Source organism: Streptomyces sp. DSM 40750, from assembly GCF_024612035.1.
GTDB lineage: Bacteria > Actinomycetota > Actinomycetes > Streptomycetales > Streptomycetaceae > Streptomyces.
Window position 1 is genome coordinate 994,337 of record NZ_CP102513.1, and the last position, 15,598, is coordinate 1,009,934.

The 15,598-nt window shown below is 68.9% G+C and carries 13 protein-coding genes and 2 pseudogenes; 13 read left to right on the top strand and 2 right to left on the bottom strand.

Annotated elements, in window-relative coordinates; genetic code table 11:
- The first annotated feature begins 319 nt into the window (after positions 1 to 319).
- From JIX55_RS04675 to JIX55_RS04690, 4 genes are all read left to right on the top strand, one after another.
- Positions 320 to 919: a flavodoxin family protein gene (locus JIX55_RS04675; protein WP_257561949.1), complete on the top strand. Its 600-nt coding sequence runs from the start codon at positions 320 to 322 to the stop codon at positions 917 to 919.
- A 56-nt stretch (positions 920 to 975) separates the two neighbouring features.
- Positions 976 to 1,368 (top strand): nuclear transport factor 2 family protein, encoded by a 393-nt coding sequence (locus JIX55_RS04680; protein WP_257561950.1) that lies wholly within the window; start codon positions 976 to 978, stop codon positions 1,366 to 1,368.
- Between the two features lie 23 nt (positions 1,369 to 1,391).
- Positions 1,392 to 2,090: a type 1 glutamine amidotransferase domain-containing protein gene (locus JIX55_RS04685; protein ID WP_257561951.1), complete on the top strand. Its 699-nt coding sequence runs from the start codon at positions 1,392 to 1,394 to the stop codon at positions 2,088 to 2,090.
- A 179-nt stretch (positions 2,091 to 2,269) separates the two neighbouring features.
- Positions 2,270 to 3,139: a helix-turn-helix domain-containing protein gene (locus tag JIX55_RS04690; protein WP_257561952.1), complete on the top strand. Its 870-nt coding sequence runs from the start codon at positions 2,270 to 2,272 to the stop codon at positions 3,137 to 3,139.
- Between the two features lie 99 nt (positions 3,140 to 3,238).
- On the opposite strand, the pseudogene JIX55_RS04695 reads toward JIX55_RS04690, so the two are convergent.
- A pseudogene (locus JIX55_RS04695) lies at positions 3,239 to 3,671 on the bottom strand (MmyB family transcriptional regulator); the annotation flags it as partial.
- 9 nt (positions 3,672 to 3,680) lie between these two features.
- A complete protein-coding gene (locus JIX55_RS04700) occupies positions 3,681 to 3,809 on the bottom strand; it encodes a hypothetical protein (protein WP_257561953.1) in 129 nt (42 codons plus the stop codon).
- A gap of 470 nt (positions 3,810 to 4,279) precedes the next feature.
- On the opposite strand from JIX55_RS04700, the gene JIX55_RS04705 reads away from it, so the two are divergent.
- The 9 genes and pseudogenes from JIX55_RS04705 (at position 4,280) to JIX55_RS04750 (ending at position 15,595) form a co-directional block, all read left to right on the top strand.
- Positions 4,280 to 5,296, top strand: a complete 1,017-nt coding sequence (locus JIX55_RS04705; protein WP_257561954.1) for a zinc-dependent alcohol dehydrogenase family protein — start codon at positions 4,280 to 4,282, stop codon at positions 5,294 to 5,296.
- A 173-nt stretch (positions 5,297 to 5,469) separates the two neighbouring features.
- A complete protein-coding gene (locus tag JIX55_RS04710; RefSeq protein WP_257561955.1) occupies positions 5,470 to 5,736 on the top strand; it encodes a DUF2255 family protein in 267 nt (88 codons plus the stop codon).
- A gap of 67 nt (positions 5,737 to 5,803) precedes the next feature.
- A pseudogene (locus JIX55_RS04715) lies at positions 5,804 to 6,058 on the top strand (cation:proton antiporter domain-containing protein); the annotation flags it as partial.
- An 86-nt stretch (positions 6,059 to 6,144) separates the two neighbouring features.
- Complete coding sequence (locus JIX55_RS04720; RefSeq protein WP_257561956.1) at positions 6,145 to 7,377, top strand: Na+/H+ antiporter; 1,233 nt, start codon at positions 6,145 to 6,147, stop codon at positions 7,375 to 7,377.
- Positions 7,378 to 8,444: 1,067 nt separating this feature from the next.
- On the top strand, positions 8,445 to 9,575 hold the full coding sequence (locus tag JIX55_RS04730) for a LacI family DNA-binding transcriptional regulator (RefSeq protein ID WP_443046371.1): 1,131 nt from the start codon (positions 8,445 to 8,447) through the stop codon (positions 9,573 to 9,575).
- 442 nt (positions 9,576 to 10,017) lie between these two features.
- Positions 10,018 to 11,373 (top strand): ABC transporter substrate-binding protein, encoded by a 1,356-nt coding sequence (locus JIX55_RS04735; RefSeq protein ID WP_443046372.1) that lies wholly within the window; start codon positions 10,018 to 10,020, stop codon positions 11,371 to 11,373.
- A gap of 88 nt (positions 11,374 to 11,461) precedes the next feature.
- On the top strand, positions 11,462 to 12,400 hold the full coding sequence (locus tag JIX55_RS04740; RefSeq protein ID WP_443046695.1) for a carbohydrate ABC transporter permease: 939 nt from the start codon (positions 11,462 to 11,464) through the stop codon (positions 12,398 to 12,400).
- Complete coding sequence (locus JIX55_RS04745) at positions 12,397 to 13,344, top strand: carbohydrate ABC transporter permease (protein WP_257561958.1); 948 nt, start codon at positions 12,397 to 12,399, stop codon at positions 13,342 to 13,344. The genes JIX55_RS04740 and JIX55_RS04745 overlap by 4 nt, the downstream gene beginning before the upstream one ends.
- A 61-nt stretch (positions 13,345 to 13,405) precedes the next feature.
- Entirely contained in the window at positions 13,406 to 15,595 is a 2,190-nt protein-coding gene (locus JIX55_RS04750; RefSeq protein WP_257561959.1) for a beta-galactosidase, read from the top strand.
- The last annotated feature ends 3 nt before the right edge of the window (positions 15,596 to 15,598 follow it).

A 15,598-nucleotide genomic window follows, 5' to 3' on the forward strand; every position in this document is an offset into this window, starting at 1 on the left:
AACTGGCTTGCTCGGCACGCAGCCGGAGAGGCACTCCCGCCTGCCGGGGCCCTACCGGTCGGCGGCGATGCGCTCGGCGAGGGCCAGGCAGAAGTCTCCGGCGAAGACCGACAGCCGGTTGCACAGCAACCGTGCCCCGCCCCCGTAACCGGCACGCAGGTCAATTCCCGCGGTCGCACCTTTCCGCAGCCCCCGAAGGGGAGAACCGCTTACCTGGAGAACGGTAGGGAGGGGAAATTTTCTTCCCCCTCACAGCGCGCTCTTCCGGTGCAAAGCTTGGTCACGAACTGAGCAAATACATTCGAGGAGACCGATCACCATGCCCCATTCCGGCCGCCCCACAATCGCCATTGCCTTCCATTCGGGCTACGGCCACACTGCGGTCGTCGCCGAAGCCGTGGCGCGTGGCGCAGCGGGAGCCGGCGCCGAGGTGGTCTCGATTTCCGTCGACACCATCACCGACGAGCAGTGGGCGCGGCTGGACGCCGCCGACGCGATCATCTTCGGTGCCGCCACGTACATGGGTACCGCCTCCGCGGCCTTCCACGCGTTCGCCGAGGCCAGCAGCAGGCGCTGGTTCTCCCATGTCTGGGTGGACAAGCTCGCCGCGGGCTTCACCAACTCCGGTGCCAAGAGCGGCGACAAGTCGTCCACCCTGGGCTATTTCGCCACCTTGGCCGCCCAGCACGGCATGCACTGGATCAGCCTGGGTCTGCTGCCGGGCTGGGATTCCACCACGGGCAGCGAGGACGACATCAACCGGCTGGGCTTCTTCATGGGCGCCGGCGCCCAGAGCCCGACCGATGCCGGACCGGAAGCGGTCCACAAGTCGGACATCGCCACCGCGGAGCACCTGGGTGCGCGCGTCGCGCGCCAGGCCGCGATCTTCCGAGCCGGGCGGGCCGCCCTCCCCGCCTGATCACAAGGCCTTCTTCTCCCGTATCCGATTCCCCCCGTCCCCGCAAGGAGCACGTCATGTCCGACTCCCCCGACCTCGCCCTCATCCGCCGGGTCTACGCATCCCGAATGGCGCCCGAGGTCACCAAGGAGGTCATGGCCCCGGACTTCGTCTGGGACATCACCCCGGGCTTTCCGAACAGCGGCGTCTACCACGGCTGGGACAGCGTGGCGAAGGACTTCTTCGGCACGCCGATGCCGAACATCGCGTCCTTCGGCGCGGGGCCCGAGGAGTTCTACGCGGACGACGAAGGCCACGTCTTCGTGTTCGGGCACTACCACGCCGAGACCAAGACCGGGGACAAGGCCGACGTCCGGTTCATCCACCTGTGGACCGTCCGTGACGGCCAGGCCGTCAGCATGCGGCAGGCCGCCGACAGCCACATCCTCCAGGAAGCCCTCAAGGGCTGAGACCACCCCAGGGAGACCCACCCATGGCGAAGATCCTCTTCGTGATCACCGCGTCCGACCACTGGACGCTGGCAGACGGAACCCGGCAGCCGACCGGCTTCTGGGCCGAGGAAGCCATCGGCCCGTACCAGGTCTTCAAGGAGGCCGGATTCGCGATCGCGGCGGCGACACCCGGCGGTGTACCGCCCACAGCGGACGCGCTCAGCCTCACCGCGGAGTTCAACGGCGGCGAGGAAGGCGCGCAGCGCATGCGCACCGCCCTGCGCGAGGCAACCGAGCTGGCGCGCCCGATGCGCATCGAGGACGTGGACATCAACGATTACGTGGCTGTCTTCTACCCCGGCGGCTGGGGCCCGATGGAAGACCTGCCCGACAACGCCGAGTCCGGCAGGCTGCTCACCGAGTGGCTCGCTTCGGGCAAGCCGGTGTCGCTGGTGTGCCACGGCCCCGCGGCGCTGCTTGCCACCATCGGTCCCGACGGGACGTCCCCGTTCGCCGGCTACCGTCTGACCGGCCTCTCCAACGCCGAGGAGAAGCTGAACGGCCTCGCGGACCGCGCGAAGTGGCTGCTGCAGGACCGTCTCGTCAACGAACTCGGCGCGGACTACCGCGAGACCGAGCCGTTCGCCCCACACGTCGAGACCGACCGCACCCTGTACACCGGCCAGAACCCGGGCTCGGCGGTCCCGCTTGCCCAGGAGCTCGTCAAGGCACTGGGCTGACGCCACAGCTGTGTGATCTCTCGGCGGCCCGGTACGTACTCCGGGCCGCCGAGTCCTCTTCCGCTTCCGCCTGCTGCCGTATGGGTCGAAACCGATACAAATCTCACACACGAGCCGAGCCGACATGGGCAGGACTTCCCCCCTCACAACCGCCGAGCATTTGTGCCAGGCTGCAAATCATGAATCGCAACCCTCATCTGAACGAGCTGGGTGAGTTCCTCAAGGCCCGCCGTGCCGAGGTCAGTCCTTCCGAGGTCGGACTCCGCGGAGGGCAACGGCGGCGTGTGAGCGGTCTGCGCCGTGAGGAAGTGGCCCTTCTCGCCTCGATCAGCACCGAGTACTACACGCGAATCGAGCAGGGCCGTCTCCAGGCGTCGGCCCCCCTCCTGAACGAAATCGCCCAGTCGCTCCGCCTGAACGACGACCAGCGCACCTACCTCTTCGACCTCGCGGCGAAAGAGCGAGTGCGGCCGACTGCGTCAGGCGACCGCCAGCAGGTGGATAGGCAGTTGCAGCGCATGCTGGACGATCTCACCGCCTCCCCGGCCTTCGTCATCGGCCGGCGCACCGACATCCTGGGCTGGAACCAGCTCGCCGCCGCCCTGTGGGCCGATTTCGGACGCTACCCGGAGCAGGAGCGCGTGTTCGTCCGGCTGCTGTTCACCGAACCCTGGATGCGCGAGCTGTACGCCGACTGGGAGGAGGTCACCCGGTTGGCCATCGCCCAGCTGCGCATGGAGAGCGCGCGCTACCCCGGCGACCAGCGCCTCACCGCGCTGGTCGAGGAGCTCTCCGCCCGTGACGCGCAGTTCCGGGAGTGGTGGACGGCGCATGACGTCGCGATGCGGGGCAAGGGCATCAAGAAGCTCCGTCACCCGGTGGTGGGCGAGCTGACACTTGACTGGAACACGCTCACGTGTGGCACGGACCCCGACCAGCACATCATCGTGTGGAACGCCGAACCCGGTTCCCCGTCCCACGACGGGCTGCGCCTCCTGTCCTCCTGGGCCGCGGACCAGAAGCGGACAGCGTCCGACACCGTCGCGTAAATCTCCGGTTTCGCTGCTTGCCCCGCTCGCGGATGACCCGTCGGCCACCGACAGCTCGCCCACGAAAGCGGTCGACTCGGGGGCGCCAGGGCTCCTGGCGGCCTCCATGCGTAGTTGGGCGACGCAACTCCGGGCGACCGTCCTCCAGCCGAGGCTAAGCTCCCGGAAGCCGGGGTCGGTGAAAAGCAGCCGGGTCGTAGTTGCCCTTCTTCTCCGGAACCCGCTCGAAGTCGGTGAGCAGAGCGACTGCCAGAGCGTTCCACGCCAGGATGTCCATACGGCGGCCGAACGAACACCATGCCGGGGGTCGCAATGAGGTCGTCGAGCAGGCGGCGCAACTGTGGCTGCGCCTTCTGCGCGGCTTGGTGCGGCGGGGTCGTGCCGTCTGCCGGCCGGCCAGCTCGAACAGGTGGTCACGCTGGTCGTTGCCCAGATGGAGGACTTGGGCGAGAGCCGCCAGCACCGGCACGGACGGCTGGATGCGGCCCTGCTCCAGCCTCGTGTAGTAGTCGGTGCTGATGGCGGCGAGCAGGGCGACCTCCTACCGGCGCAGGCCGGCCACACGCCGGGAGCCACCGGTGTCGGGCAGGCCGACGGTGCGCGGACTCAGTTCGGCCCTCCGCGCTTTGATGAATTCTCCCAGCTCGTTCAGATGGCCGTCGCCGGTCATGACGGCCAGTCTCGCACCGCTCAGTCTTCACGAGGGGGGGGTAAGGATTCCTCCCCTGGACAAGTCATTCCCAGGACGGAATTCTCCCCTTTGCGGGTTCGTACGATGGTGGCAGGGTCGATGCCGCGGCCGGCGACCAGGACCTGCCCTCGGAGAGCATTCACCCGAAGAGGCGGGGTTGCCGGCCTCGGGTCCGTCATTGTTTTCCGAACGTCAGCGATATTCGGTATGTCTGGATATCTGGCCTCCTACGCCGGATGGCCCAACGCCATGACCGCGATGACCCAGCTCAGGGAGTTGGTGGGCATGGCCGAACAGTCCGGCTGAGACCTCTGCTCACCGCCCGCACCCCACCCACAGCGCGGACTCGCCCCCCACGTACCGCGCCGCACCGTCCGGCGGCGGCACCGCCAAGGGAACCCGTACCCGTCCCTGACACACCACGCACCCGACAAGACCTGGGAAGCATCATGCGAGCAACCATCATTCACGGCCCCGGGGACATCCGGGTGGAGAACGCCCCCGAGCCGAAGATCGTGGCGCCCACGGACGCGGTCATCCGTACCGTCGCCACCTGCGTGTGCGGCTCCGACCTGTGGAGCTACCGGGGCATCAACCCGGTCAGGGAGCCGCAGCCGATCGGCCACGAGTACGTCGGCATCGTCGAGGAGGTCGGCCGCGACGTCACGACCGTCCGGCCCGGCCAGTTCGTCATCGGCTCCTTCATCGCCTCCGACAACAGCTGCCCGATCTGCCGGGCCGGCTACCACACCTCCTGTCAGCACCGTGACTTCCCCAACGGCTGCCAGGCCGAGTACGTCCGCGTCCCCCTCGCCGACGGCACCCTGGTCGCCACCCCGGAGCAGCCGGCCGAGGAGCTGATCCCGGATCTGCTGACCCTGTCCGACGTCATGGGCACCGGCTGGTACGCCGCCAGGGCGGCCGAGGTCAAGCCCGGGTCGACGGCCGTGGTCGTCGGTGACGGAGCCGTCGGCCTGTGCGGCGTCATCGCCGCGAAGGAACTGGGCGCCGAACGCGTCATCGCGATGAGCCGACACGAGTCCCGGCAGAAGCTGGCCCTGGAGTTCGGCGCGACCGACATCGTCACCGAGCGCGGCGAGGAAGGCGTCGCCCGCGTGAAGGAGCTGACGAGCGGTATCGGCGCCGACTCGGTGCTGGAGTGCGTGGGCACGCAGGAGTCGATGCAGCAGGCCCTGCTGTCCACCCGACCCGGCGGCAACGTCGGCTTCGTCGGCATGCCGCACGACGTGCGGATCGACGGCCAGCAGCTCTTCTTCTCCCACGTCGGGCTGCGTGGTGGCCCCGCCCCCGTGCGGGCCTACCTTCCCGACCTCATCGAGCGCGTCTTCAGCGGCCGTATCAACCCGGGCAAGGTCTTCGACCTCACCCTGCCCCTGGACGAGGTCGCCGAAGGTTACAAGGCCATGGACGAGCGGCGCGCCATCAAGGCACTGCTGCGTCCATGACCTGAAGCCCCCGCGGTGGTGGGCGCGCGCCGGCACCAACCAGCGGGGGACCGCGCCCGCTGGCCGGTACGCCTCCCGCTTTCGTCGGCGAACCGCTCACCACCACTCCCCCTGACCACGTCTTCCGGCCCTACACACGCAACAGCGACTCCGTTCGCATACTCTCCGGACCGGTGCCGATCTGGGTCGTCCGCGACGGTGAGGACCTGTACGTCCGTTCCTTCCGCGGTACGGACGGCGGCTGGTGGCGCGCGAGCCACGAGGGGCACATCCGCTCCGGCGGCGTCGACAAGGACGTCACCTTCGTCGAGGTGGCGGAGTCCGAGATCAACGACCGCGTCGACACCGCGTACCGCACCAGGTACGACCGCTTCGGCGGCGCGTACGTCAACCCCATGGTCGCCGCACGTTCGACAACACTGCGGCTGGTCCCCCGATGAACATGGCGATCGCGGTGGAAGCCGCTGCGCCCCCACCGACATCCGGTCCCGCACAGGAGTAAGCGCCATGCTCGGTCTCGAACTCGTCGTCGCCCTGGGTGTGGCGGTGCTGCTGGGCAACGTCCTCGGGCAGCGCTTCCGCGTCGCGCCACCCGTCGTGCTGCTCGTCGTGGGCGCGCTTCTCGGCCTCGTCCCGGCCGTCCGCCAGACCCAACTCCCGCCCGAAGTGGTGTTGTTGCTTTTCCTTCCTGTGCTGTTGTACTGGGAGAGCCTGACCACGTCCATGCGGGAGATCCGTACGAACCTGCGCGGCATCGTCCTGCTCAGCACGGTCCTGGTGATCCTCACCGCAGGGGCCGTGGCGGTGGCAGGGCACGCGCTCGGACTTCGTGGGCGCTGGGCGCGGCCGTGGCTCCCACCGATGCCACAGCGGTCGGCGCTCTGGCCGGCTCCCTGCCGCGCCGTCAGATCACCGTGCTACGTGCGGAAAGCCTCGTCAACGACGGCACCGCGCTGGTCATCTACGGTCTGGCGGTCGGTATCACCGTCGGCGAGGAGCACCTCACCCTGCCGCACGTCGGAGCGCTGTTCCTCCTGGCGTACGGCGGCGGGGCCGCGGTGGGTGTGGCGGTCGCCTGGATCAACATGAACCTGCGACGCCGCCTGGACGATCCCCTGCTCGGCAATCTCGTCATGATCCTGGCCCCGTTCACGGCATATCTGCTCGCCGAACTGATCCACGCCTCCGGTGTCCTCGCGGTCGTCGTGAGCGGGTTGATCATGGCTCAGGTGGCACCAAGTCTCATCCGTGCCGAGCACCGCCGCCAGGCACTGGCCTTCTGGCCCCTGGCCACGTTCATCATCAACGGCGCGCTCTTCGTCCTGGTCGGAGTGGAACTCCAGTACGCGCTCCGTCACTTGGGCCGATCCGACGTCAGAGATGCCCTGATCGCGATCGGAGTGGTCAGCGCGGTGCTGGTCGCGGTCCGGTTCGCGTTCCTGTTCTCCTCCGCCTACCTGATCCGCGTGATCGACCGGCGTCCCGAGCAGCGGTTGCGAAGAATGAGTCACCGGGCCCGTGTCGTGAGTGGGTTCGCGGGCTTCCGCGGCGCGGTGTCGCTCGCCGTGGCCCTCTCCGTACCGGAGGCCCTCGACTCGGGTGAGCCCTTCCCCGACCGCGCCTTCATCGTCTTCGTCACCTCCGGCGTCATCGTGGTGACCCTCGTGGTGCAGGGACTGCTGCTGCCGGGCGTGGTGCGCTGGGCCCGGCTGCCGCGCGACACCTCCGTCGACGACGAGCACGTCCTCGCCGAGACCATGGCAACCGAGGAGGCCATCACAGCGCTGCCGCAACTCGCTGCCGAACTGGGCACCACCCCGAAGGTCATGGAGTGGCTGCGCCAGGAGTACGAGGCCCACCTGGCAACCGTACGGGCCAGAGGCGCGGGCACCGACGACGATCCCGCCCTGCTGCACAACCGCCACTACACCGACCTCCGCCTCGCCCTGATCGCGCACAAGCGCGCAACCGTCGTCCGCCTTCGCGACGAGCGAGAGATCGACGACACCGTGCTGCGTCGGCTTCAAGCCGCCCTGGACAGCGAAGAGGTGCGGCTGGCCGGACGCGAGCAGGTGGAGTGAGCCGAGCCCCGGCACCCGGCCTCCGCACAAGACCCGACAGAAGGGATCCCCTTGCCATGTCCTCCGGCCTCATCGACGTCCACGCCCACCTCCTGCCCGACTTCTACGTCCAGCAGGCGACAGCGGCGGGCCACGCCCACCCCGACGGCATGGGCGGTTGGCCCACGTGGTCCGTGCGAACCCACCGGGACGAGATCATGGATCGGCATTCCCAGGAATCACTGCGGCAGAAACCCCAAGGTCTGACCACCATCCGATCAGCCTGCGGACGCCCCCGTCATGCCTGGCCGGTACCGGAAACCCATGCGGGCCGTCAGGAGCGGCTGCCCGCCTCGGGCACGTCGCGGAGGGCACTGTTGACGTCTACGCCTCGACGGACGGGACCGCCGAGCGTAGACGATCGCTTGCGGCCCGGCCGCTGACACAGTGCTGGCCCAAGGAGCCCGGACTACGGCAGTGCGCCAACGGTCCGCCGACGTCCATGCCTTGCGGGACGGGGAGTTGGGATCAGGCGCATCGCCGACCGAACTCGGTGAGAATCGCCAGCCCGGGCTCCGAGGGCTCTCCGTCGCTCATCAGCGCCTCACACCGATCTTCGGACCCGCTCATCGCGCCTCAGGTGCGTCCGTCAAGATCCAAAGCATGCTCGCCGGTCACGTTGAACGGGCCTGCCACACCTCGGCGGCCGGCCTCGTCCCAGGATGCCTACCCCGCCGGCCCGCAAGGGCCGCCGGTCGAGTCGATCCAGGTCGGACGTGTGCGCCTGGAGGGAAACTCCCAGCGCCGAGCCCGTCCGCGCAAACTGCCCAAGAAACGCCGCTCCCTGCCGCGCGGCCAGTCCGCGCCCCAGCCTGCCCTGACTTCCTACCCTGCCCTGACTTCGCATGAGGTTACGGATGTGTTCCGAACTCTTGACGGACGTCTTATGACTGCGTAGACATGGCAGCGCAGTCAGACGGAGCCCGACCGGCATCACCGGGCCCGTATGACTGCGCAGACATGGCATCGCAATCAGACGAATGCCGACCAAGAGCATCGGGCTCGGATCACGATCGTCGGGAGGCACCATGACGCGAGAGGCAAGACGGGGCGGGAGTTCCGGCGCACCGCGCAGCGTGGACGTGGCCCGGCTGGCGGGCGTCTCGCAGAAGACGGTGTCCCGGGTCTTCAACGACGAGCCGTACGTCTCCGCCGATGTGCGCCGACGCGTCCTCGACGCCGCCGAGGAACTCGGCTACCGGCTGAACAGCGCCGCCCGGGCGCTGGCCTCGGGACGTACACGGTCCATCGGCGTGGTAACGCTGGGGACCGCCCTGTACGGACCAGCCTCGCTGATCATGGGAGTCGAGCGCGCCGTACGCGACACGGGGTACACCCTCCGCGTGGTCAACACCATGGAAGGCGACCCGGCGGGAGTCGCCGGTGCCGTGGACTCGCTCCTCGATCAGGGCGTGGACGGCATCGTCATCTCTGAGCCGATCGACGACGGCTACGACGGAGACCTCTCAGCCCGACTCGACGTGCCCGTCCTCGTCCTCGGCGCGCCGCCGTTCCCCGCACCGAAGGCGCTGGCCGCCGGCGTCGGCGCCGACCTGATGGCGCACACGGCCACCGAACACCTGCTGGAGCTGGGGCACGACACCGTCCACCACCTCGCCGGTCCGCAACGGTGGTACGCCGCCCAGGACCGTCTGGAGGGCTGGCGGGCGGCGCTCACAGAGCACGACAGAACGGTGCCGCCCGTCGTCGAGGGCGACTGGTCGGCCTCGTCCGGCTACGCGGCGGGCCGTGAACTGGCCTCCGACGGCAACCTGACCGCGGTGTTCGCCGCCAACGACGACATGGCGATCGGCCTCATCCGCGCACTGACGGAGGCCGGCCTGCGCGTGCCGGAGGACGTCAGCGTCGTCGGTTTCGACGACATCCCCGTCGCCGCCTATGTGACTCCTCCTCTCACCACGGTTCGCCAACCCTTCGACGCCGTGGCACAGGAGGGACTCAAGCGCCTCGTGCACACCATCGAGAACCCGCAGGCAGATCCCTTGCCGGCGAGTGATCCACCGATCGACCTCGTGGTGCGCGCCTCGACCGCGCCCCCACCGACCCGGCAAGCACGTCCTGGTCGGCGTACCGCCTCTCGTTCGAGTCGGGGTCGGCGCAGTCCACCCCTGAACGGAGGTACGAACGCCCATAACTGACCAGGGCAGATCAGGCCGAGCACTGTCTTCACCGCTGGGCACGTGATGGCGGGGCGAACCGCCGTACCGGCCCCTGCTCACCTCGTGTCTTCACTGACGGCGCCCACGCAGTTCGCGTCCACCCCGTTACGCGGGCGATTCACCTGCTCCTTTTCACGCGGCCGCAACTAAGTGATCTCGCCGCGACGGTTCGCCGCTCCACCCCGTCCTTCCCCCGGCCCACGGCGGCCATGTCGACAGCAGGTGGAACGCCCGCCGGGTGAAGTCCGCGAGGACGTGCACCTGCGCCAAGTCGACCTTGATGTCCTGGCCGTCACGTTCGAGCCCCCTTTCCCCTCGTCACCCCCCTTGTTCCGCACGCCTTCGCCCGGCGTGCCACTCACTCAGCCATTGGCGGGAGTTCACCATGCGCAGATTCAACGCAACCCCCAGCCCTTCCCAAATGAGCCGCCGGCTCTTCCTCACCGCCGCGGGAGCGGTGTCGCTGGGAGCCACGCTCTCCGCCTGCGGCGGCAGCGGCGGCAGCGGCTCCGCCTCCTCCGACAAGGAGGTCAGCCAGGCCGACATCGACAAGGCGATGAAGACGCCGACCGAGCTGACGTTCTGGACGTGGGTCCCGGACATCGACCAGGAGGTCGCGCTCTTCGAGAAGAAGTACCCGGCCATCAAGGTCAAGGTCGTCAACGCGGGCCAGGGCGTGCAGCACTACACGAAGCTGCGCACGGCGATCAAGGCCGGCAAGGGCGCCCCGGACGTGGCGCAGATGGAGTACCAGGCCATTCCGACGTTCACCATCACGGACAGTCTTCTGGACCTGGGCCCGTACGGCGCGTCCAAGCTGAAGGACACGTTCGTCGAGTGGACGTGGGGCCAGGTCAGCGGCCCCAAGGGCGAAGTATGGGCGATCCCGCAGGACACCGGTCCGCTGGGCATGCTGTACCGGGCGGACATCTTCGACGAGCACGGCATCGAGCCGCCGAAGACCTGGGACGACTTCGCAGCCGCGGCGCGCAAGCTGCACAAGGCCGACCCCGACGTCTACATGACCAACCTGGCCGCGAACGAGGCCGCCGCGTGGCACGGTCTGCTGTGGCAGGCGGGGGCCAAGCCCTACGCGACCTCCGGCAAGGGCAACGTCTCCATCAGCGTCAACGACGCCATCTCCGAGAAACTCGCGGCCTACTGGGGCGGCCTCGCGCAGGAAGGGGTCATCGGAGTCGAGCCGGGCTGGACCGACGCGTGGTACTCCGCGCTCAACAAGGGCAAGTACGCCACGTGGATCACCGCGGCCTGGGGGCCGGCCTTCCTCTCCGGTGCGGCCAAGGCCACCTCAGGCAAGTGGCGGGCCGCCCCGTTGCCGCAGTGGGACGCCTCCAAGCCGAGCTCGGGCAACTGGGGCGGCTCGACCAGCGCGGTCACGAAGGTGACCAAGAACCCGATCGCGGCGGCGGTGTTCGCCCAGTTCCTCAACAGCGACCCGGAAAGCACGAAGCTGTTCAACACCAAGCAGTCCTTCTTCCCGGCGACGAAGCAACTGCTCGCGGACCCCGAGTTCACCGATGACGCGTCCGCCTTCTTCGGCGGCCAGAAGGTCAACCGTCTGTTCGCCGAGATCGGCGAGACGGTCAGCCCCGACTTCCAGTGGCCGCCGTTCCTCGACCAGGCCGTCACCGACTGGACCGAGACCGTCGGCAGGTCCCTCGCCAAGAAGAAGGACTCCGTCGCCGCGCTCGACTCGTGGCAGACACGGCTCACCACCTACGCCAAGAACCAGGGCTTCACCGTCCAGGCTCCGTGAGGTCCGGCGGGTGCCGTGCTCCGCCGCTCCCCCGGCGGGGCACGGCACCCGCCGCCGGCCAGTCCCTCTCTCCCAGAAAGGCCCGATGATGACTGCCACGACCGCGGCGTCCACCGAGGACCCGCGCCGAGTGGGGCCGAAGCGTCACCGGCTCGGTGGCCTGCGTCATGGTGCGGCAGGTCCGCTGTTCGTCGCACCCTTCATGGTGCTGTTCCTGCTGATGTTCCTCACTCCGCTCGGCTACGCCGCCTACCTCAGCCTGTTCCAGGAGAGGCTCATCGGCGGGACCGCGTTCGTCGGGCTGGACAACTACGTGACGGCGCTGAAGGACCCGCTTCTCAGGGAAGGGGTCCTGCGGGTCGCGACGTTCTTCGTGATCCAGGTACCGCTGATGCTGCTGCTGGCACTGGTCTTCGCGCTAGCGCTCGACAGCGGTCTGCTGCGGCTCGCACGGGTGATCCGCCTGGGCATCTTCGTCCCCTACGCCGTCCCTAGCGTCGTCGCGACCCTCATGTGGGGCTACCTCTACGGGCCGGACTTCGGGCCGTTCGCCCAGCTGAGTGACAAGCTCGGCCTGCCCCTCCCCCACTTCCTCAGCGACGGCTGGATGTTGAGCAGCCTGGCGAACATCGTGACCTGGGAATTCGTCGGCTACAACATGATCATCCTGTACGCGGCCCTGCGCACCATCCCCCAGGAGCTGTACGAGGCCGCCGCGATGGACGGCGCCGGCGCCTGGCGGACCGCGTGGTCCGTCAAACTCCCCGCCCTGCGGCCGGCGCTCCTGCTCACCCTGCTGTTCTCCGTGATCGGCAGCTTCCAGCTGTTCAACGAGCCGAAGCTGCTCCAAGCGGTCGCACCCGACGTCATCGACAGTTCCTACACGGCGAATCTCTACGCGTACTCCCTCGCCTTCACCGGCCAGCAGGTCAACTACGCGGCCGCGGTGTCCTTCCTCCTCGGCCTGGTCATCGTGATCTTCTCCTACGCCGTCCTGTTCACCGCGAACCGCAGGAGGACCTCATGACGACCACGACTCCCCCGGCCACGTCCCGGCGGACGGTGGGCGCCACCGCGACCGGCGCACCGCGCACCGCACACCGGCGCCGCCGGCGGCCGGCCGGGCGCCGCAGCACGCCGCTGACCATCGTCATGGTGGCCGTCCTGGCCTACTTCCTGCTGCCGCTGTTCTGGCTCGCCGTCGCATCGACCAAGAGCACCCAGGACCTGTTCACCAGCTTCGGTCTGTGGTTCTCCCGCTCACCGCAGCTGCTCGAGAACATCCGGGAAACCCTGACACACGACGACGGGGTCTTCCTGCACTGGCTGCTCAACACGGTCCTGTACTCCGTCGGCAGTGCGCTCGGGGCCGCGCTCCTCGCCGCCGCCGCCGGCTACGGGTTCGCCAAGTACCGGTTCCGGGGCAACAACGCCGCCTTCGCCGTGGTGCTCGGCGCCATCATGGTCCCGACCACCGCCCTGGCCATCCCGACCTATCTGCTCTTCGCGAAGGTGGACCTGGTCAACACCCCCTGGGCCATCGTCCTGCCCTCGCTCGTCAGCCCGTTCGGCCTCTACCTCATGCGCATCTACGCCCAGGACGCCGTACCGGACAGCATCCTGGAGGCCGCGCGCATCGACGGAGCGGGTGAGCTGCGGATCTTCGTCACGATCGCTCTGCGGCTGCTGGCCCCCGGCCTGGTGACCGTCGTGCTCTTCACGCTCGTCGCGACCTGGAACAACTACTTCCTCCCGCTGATCATGCTCAATGACCCGCGCCTGTACCCCGTCACGGTCGGGCTCTCCTCCTGGGCGTCCCAGGCCGTCGGCGGCGGGGCCGGCGCGAACAGCAACATGCTCGCCCTCGTCGTGACCGGCTCTCTCATCTCCATCATCCCGCTCGTCATCGCCTTCCTGCTCCTGCAGCGGTACTGGCAGAGCGGTCTGGCCACCGGTGGCGTCAAGCAGTGATGCCCTGCTCCACCACCACCTGCCCACAGGCCACCCCCATCGACTCCTCGGAGGTTCCCTCATGGCGGTTCTCCCCGCCCGCGTCCTCTTCGGCGCCGCGTACTACCACGAGTACACGCCCGCCTACGATCCCGAGCTGCGGCCCGACGAACAGCTGAAGACCGACCTCGACCTGATGGTCGAAGCGAACTTCAACGTGATCCGGGTCGGCGAGTCGGTCTGGTCGACCTGGGAGCCGGAGAACGGAAAGTTCGACCTCGACTGGCTCCAGCCCGTCCTGGACGGCGCCCACGAACGCGGCATCTCCGTCATCATCGGCACTCCTACATATGCCGTGCCTCAGTGGCTGGCCCGTCAGTACCCGGAGATCACGGGCGAGCGGCGCACCGGCGAGCGCATCAGCTGGGGCGCCCGCCAGGAGGTCGACTTCACCCACCCCGCCTTCCGCTTCCACGCCGAGCGCATCATCCGCAAGATGGCCGCCCGCTACGCCGACCACCCGGCGGTCATCGGCTGGCAGGTGGACAACGAGCCGGGGCTGCACCTCTTCCACAACCGCGGTGTCTTCCAGCGCTTCGTCGACCACCTGCGCGACAAGTACGGCGACGTCGAGACCCTCAACCGCGAATGGGGCCTGGTCTACTGGTCGCACCGCCTCTCCACCTGGGCCGACCTGTGGACGCCGGACGGGAACGAGCAGCCCCAGTACGACGTCGCCTGGCGGGAGTTCCAGTCCCGCCAGGTCACCGAGTTCATCGGCTGGCAGGCCGACCTCGTCCGCGAGTACGCCCACTCCGAACAGTTCGTCACCACCTGCATCTCCTACACCCGCCAGGGGGTGGAGGACGACGAGATGTCCGACCGCCTCGACATCGCCTCCGGCAACCCCTACTACGACATGCAGGACGGCCTGCTGCTGCCCGACCCGACCCCCGACGAGCACGAGCAGAAGTGGAAGACCACCGGGGTGTGGTCGATGTACCAGACCGCCGACTGGATGTTCTCCTCCCGCCAGGAGCCGTTCCTTGCCACCGAGACCAACGCGAGCTCCATCGGCTTCCCCTGGGACAACCGCCCCGGATACGACGGCCAGTGGCGGCAGACCGCGTGGGCGCACGTCGCACGCGGCGCCCGGATGATCGAGTACTGGCAGTGGCAGACGCTGCGCTTCGGCGCGGAGACCTACTGGGGCGGCGTCCTCCCGCACAGCGGCCAACCCGGCCGCACCTACGCCGAAGTGGCGCGTCTGGGAGCCGAGTTCGACAAGGCGGGCCCGCTCGTCGCCGGCATCGAGCCGGACGCCGACATCACGATGGTCTACTCCATGCCCAGCAAGTGGCTCATGCAGAAGTACCCACCGCTCGCGACGCCCGATGGCGAACCGGACCCCGCCGCCTACCACCGCATCTTCGACCCCTTCTACCGCGGCGCCTTCGACGCCGGCCGCCAGGTGCGCATCGTCCATGCCCGGCAGTTGCACGACCCGAGCGGTAAGCGGGAGGGCATGACACCCGAGGAGGCCGTGCGACGCCATCCGGTCCTCGTCGCCCCGGCCCTGTACATCGTCGACGACGCCACGGTCGACTGGCTCGCGGCCTACGCGGAAGCGGGCGGCCACCTCGTGCTCGGCCCGCGCACCGCGTACGCCGACCATGAGGCCCGCGCCCGACACGAACCGGCCCCCGGGCGTCTCGCCGAGGCCGCGGGTGTCCACTACGACGAGTTCAGCAACCTCCATCACGACGTCCCGGTCCGTGCCGTGCCCGGCGGCCCGCTGGAGGTGCCCACGGACGCGACCGCGACGCACTGGGCCGAGGGTTTCACGGTCGTTGACGCCGACGTGCTGGCGTCGTACGTTCACCCGCACTTCGGGCGCTGGCCGGCCGTCACCACCCGCCGCCACGGCGCCGGTCGCGTCACATGCGTCGGCACCGTGCCCGGCCGCGACCTCGCCCGGACACTGGCCACCTGGATGGCTCCGGCCACGCGCAGCGGATGGCAGGGGCTCCCCGCATCCGTCACCGCGACGACCGGCACTTCCCCCGACGGACGCCGTGTCCACATCGTGCACAACTGGAGCTGGGAACCCGCACGCGCCCAGACCCCGGTGGACCTGTCCGACGCTCTGACCGACGCTCCGGTACCGGCCGGCACCAGCCTGGACCTGGGCCCATGGGACGTACGCGTACTCGTCTCCGCCGACACCGGCACGGCCCCGGCACCGGCCCCCGAAGCGGGCACGCCCTCCTGACAG

Coding starts and splice junctions, on each gene's coding strand:
- JIX55_RS04675 (WP_257561949.1), top strand. CDS start 320: ATGCCCCATTCCGGCCGCCCCACAATCGCCATTGCCTTCCATTCGGGC.
- JIX55_RS04680 (WP_257561950.1), top strand. CDS start 976: ATGTCCGACTCCCCCGACCTCGCCCTCATCCGCCGGGTCTACGCATCC.
- JIX55_RS04685 (WP_257561951.1), top strand. CDS start 1,392: ATGGCGAAGATCCTCTTCGTGATCACCGCGTCCGACCACTGGACGCTG.
- JIX55_RS04690 (WP_257561952.1), top strand. CDS start 2,270: ATGAATCGCAACCCTCATCTGAACGAGCTGGGTGAGTTCCTCAAGGCC.
- JIX55_RS04700 (WP_257561953.1), bottom strand. CDS start 3,809: ATGACCGGCGACGGCCATCTGAACGAGCTGGGAGAATTCATCAAAGCG.
- JIX55_RS04705 (WP_257561954.1), top strand. CDS start 4,280: ATGCGAGCAACCATCATTCACGGCCCCGGGGACATCCGGGTGGAGAAC.
- JIX55_RS04730 (WP_443046371.1), top strand. CDS start 8,445: ATGACGCGAGAGGCAAGACGGGGCGGGAGTTCCGGCGCACCGCGCAGC.
- JIX55_RS04735 (WP_443046372.1), top strand. CDS start 10,018: ATGAGCCGCCGGCTCTTCCTCACCGCCGCGGGAGCGGTGTCGCTGGGA.
- JIX55_RS04740 (WP_443046695.1), top strand. CDS start 11,462: ATGACTGCCACGACCGCGGCGTCCACCGAGGACCCGCGCCGAGTGGGG.
- JIX55_RS04745 (WP_257561958.1), top strand. CDS start 12,397: ATGACGACCACGACTCCCCCGGCCACGTCCCGGCGGACGGTGGGCGCC.
- JIX55_RS04750 (WP_257561959.1), top strand. CDS start 13,406: ATGGCGGTTCTCCCCGCCCGCGTCCTCTTCGGCGCCGCGTACTACCAC.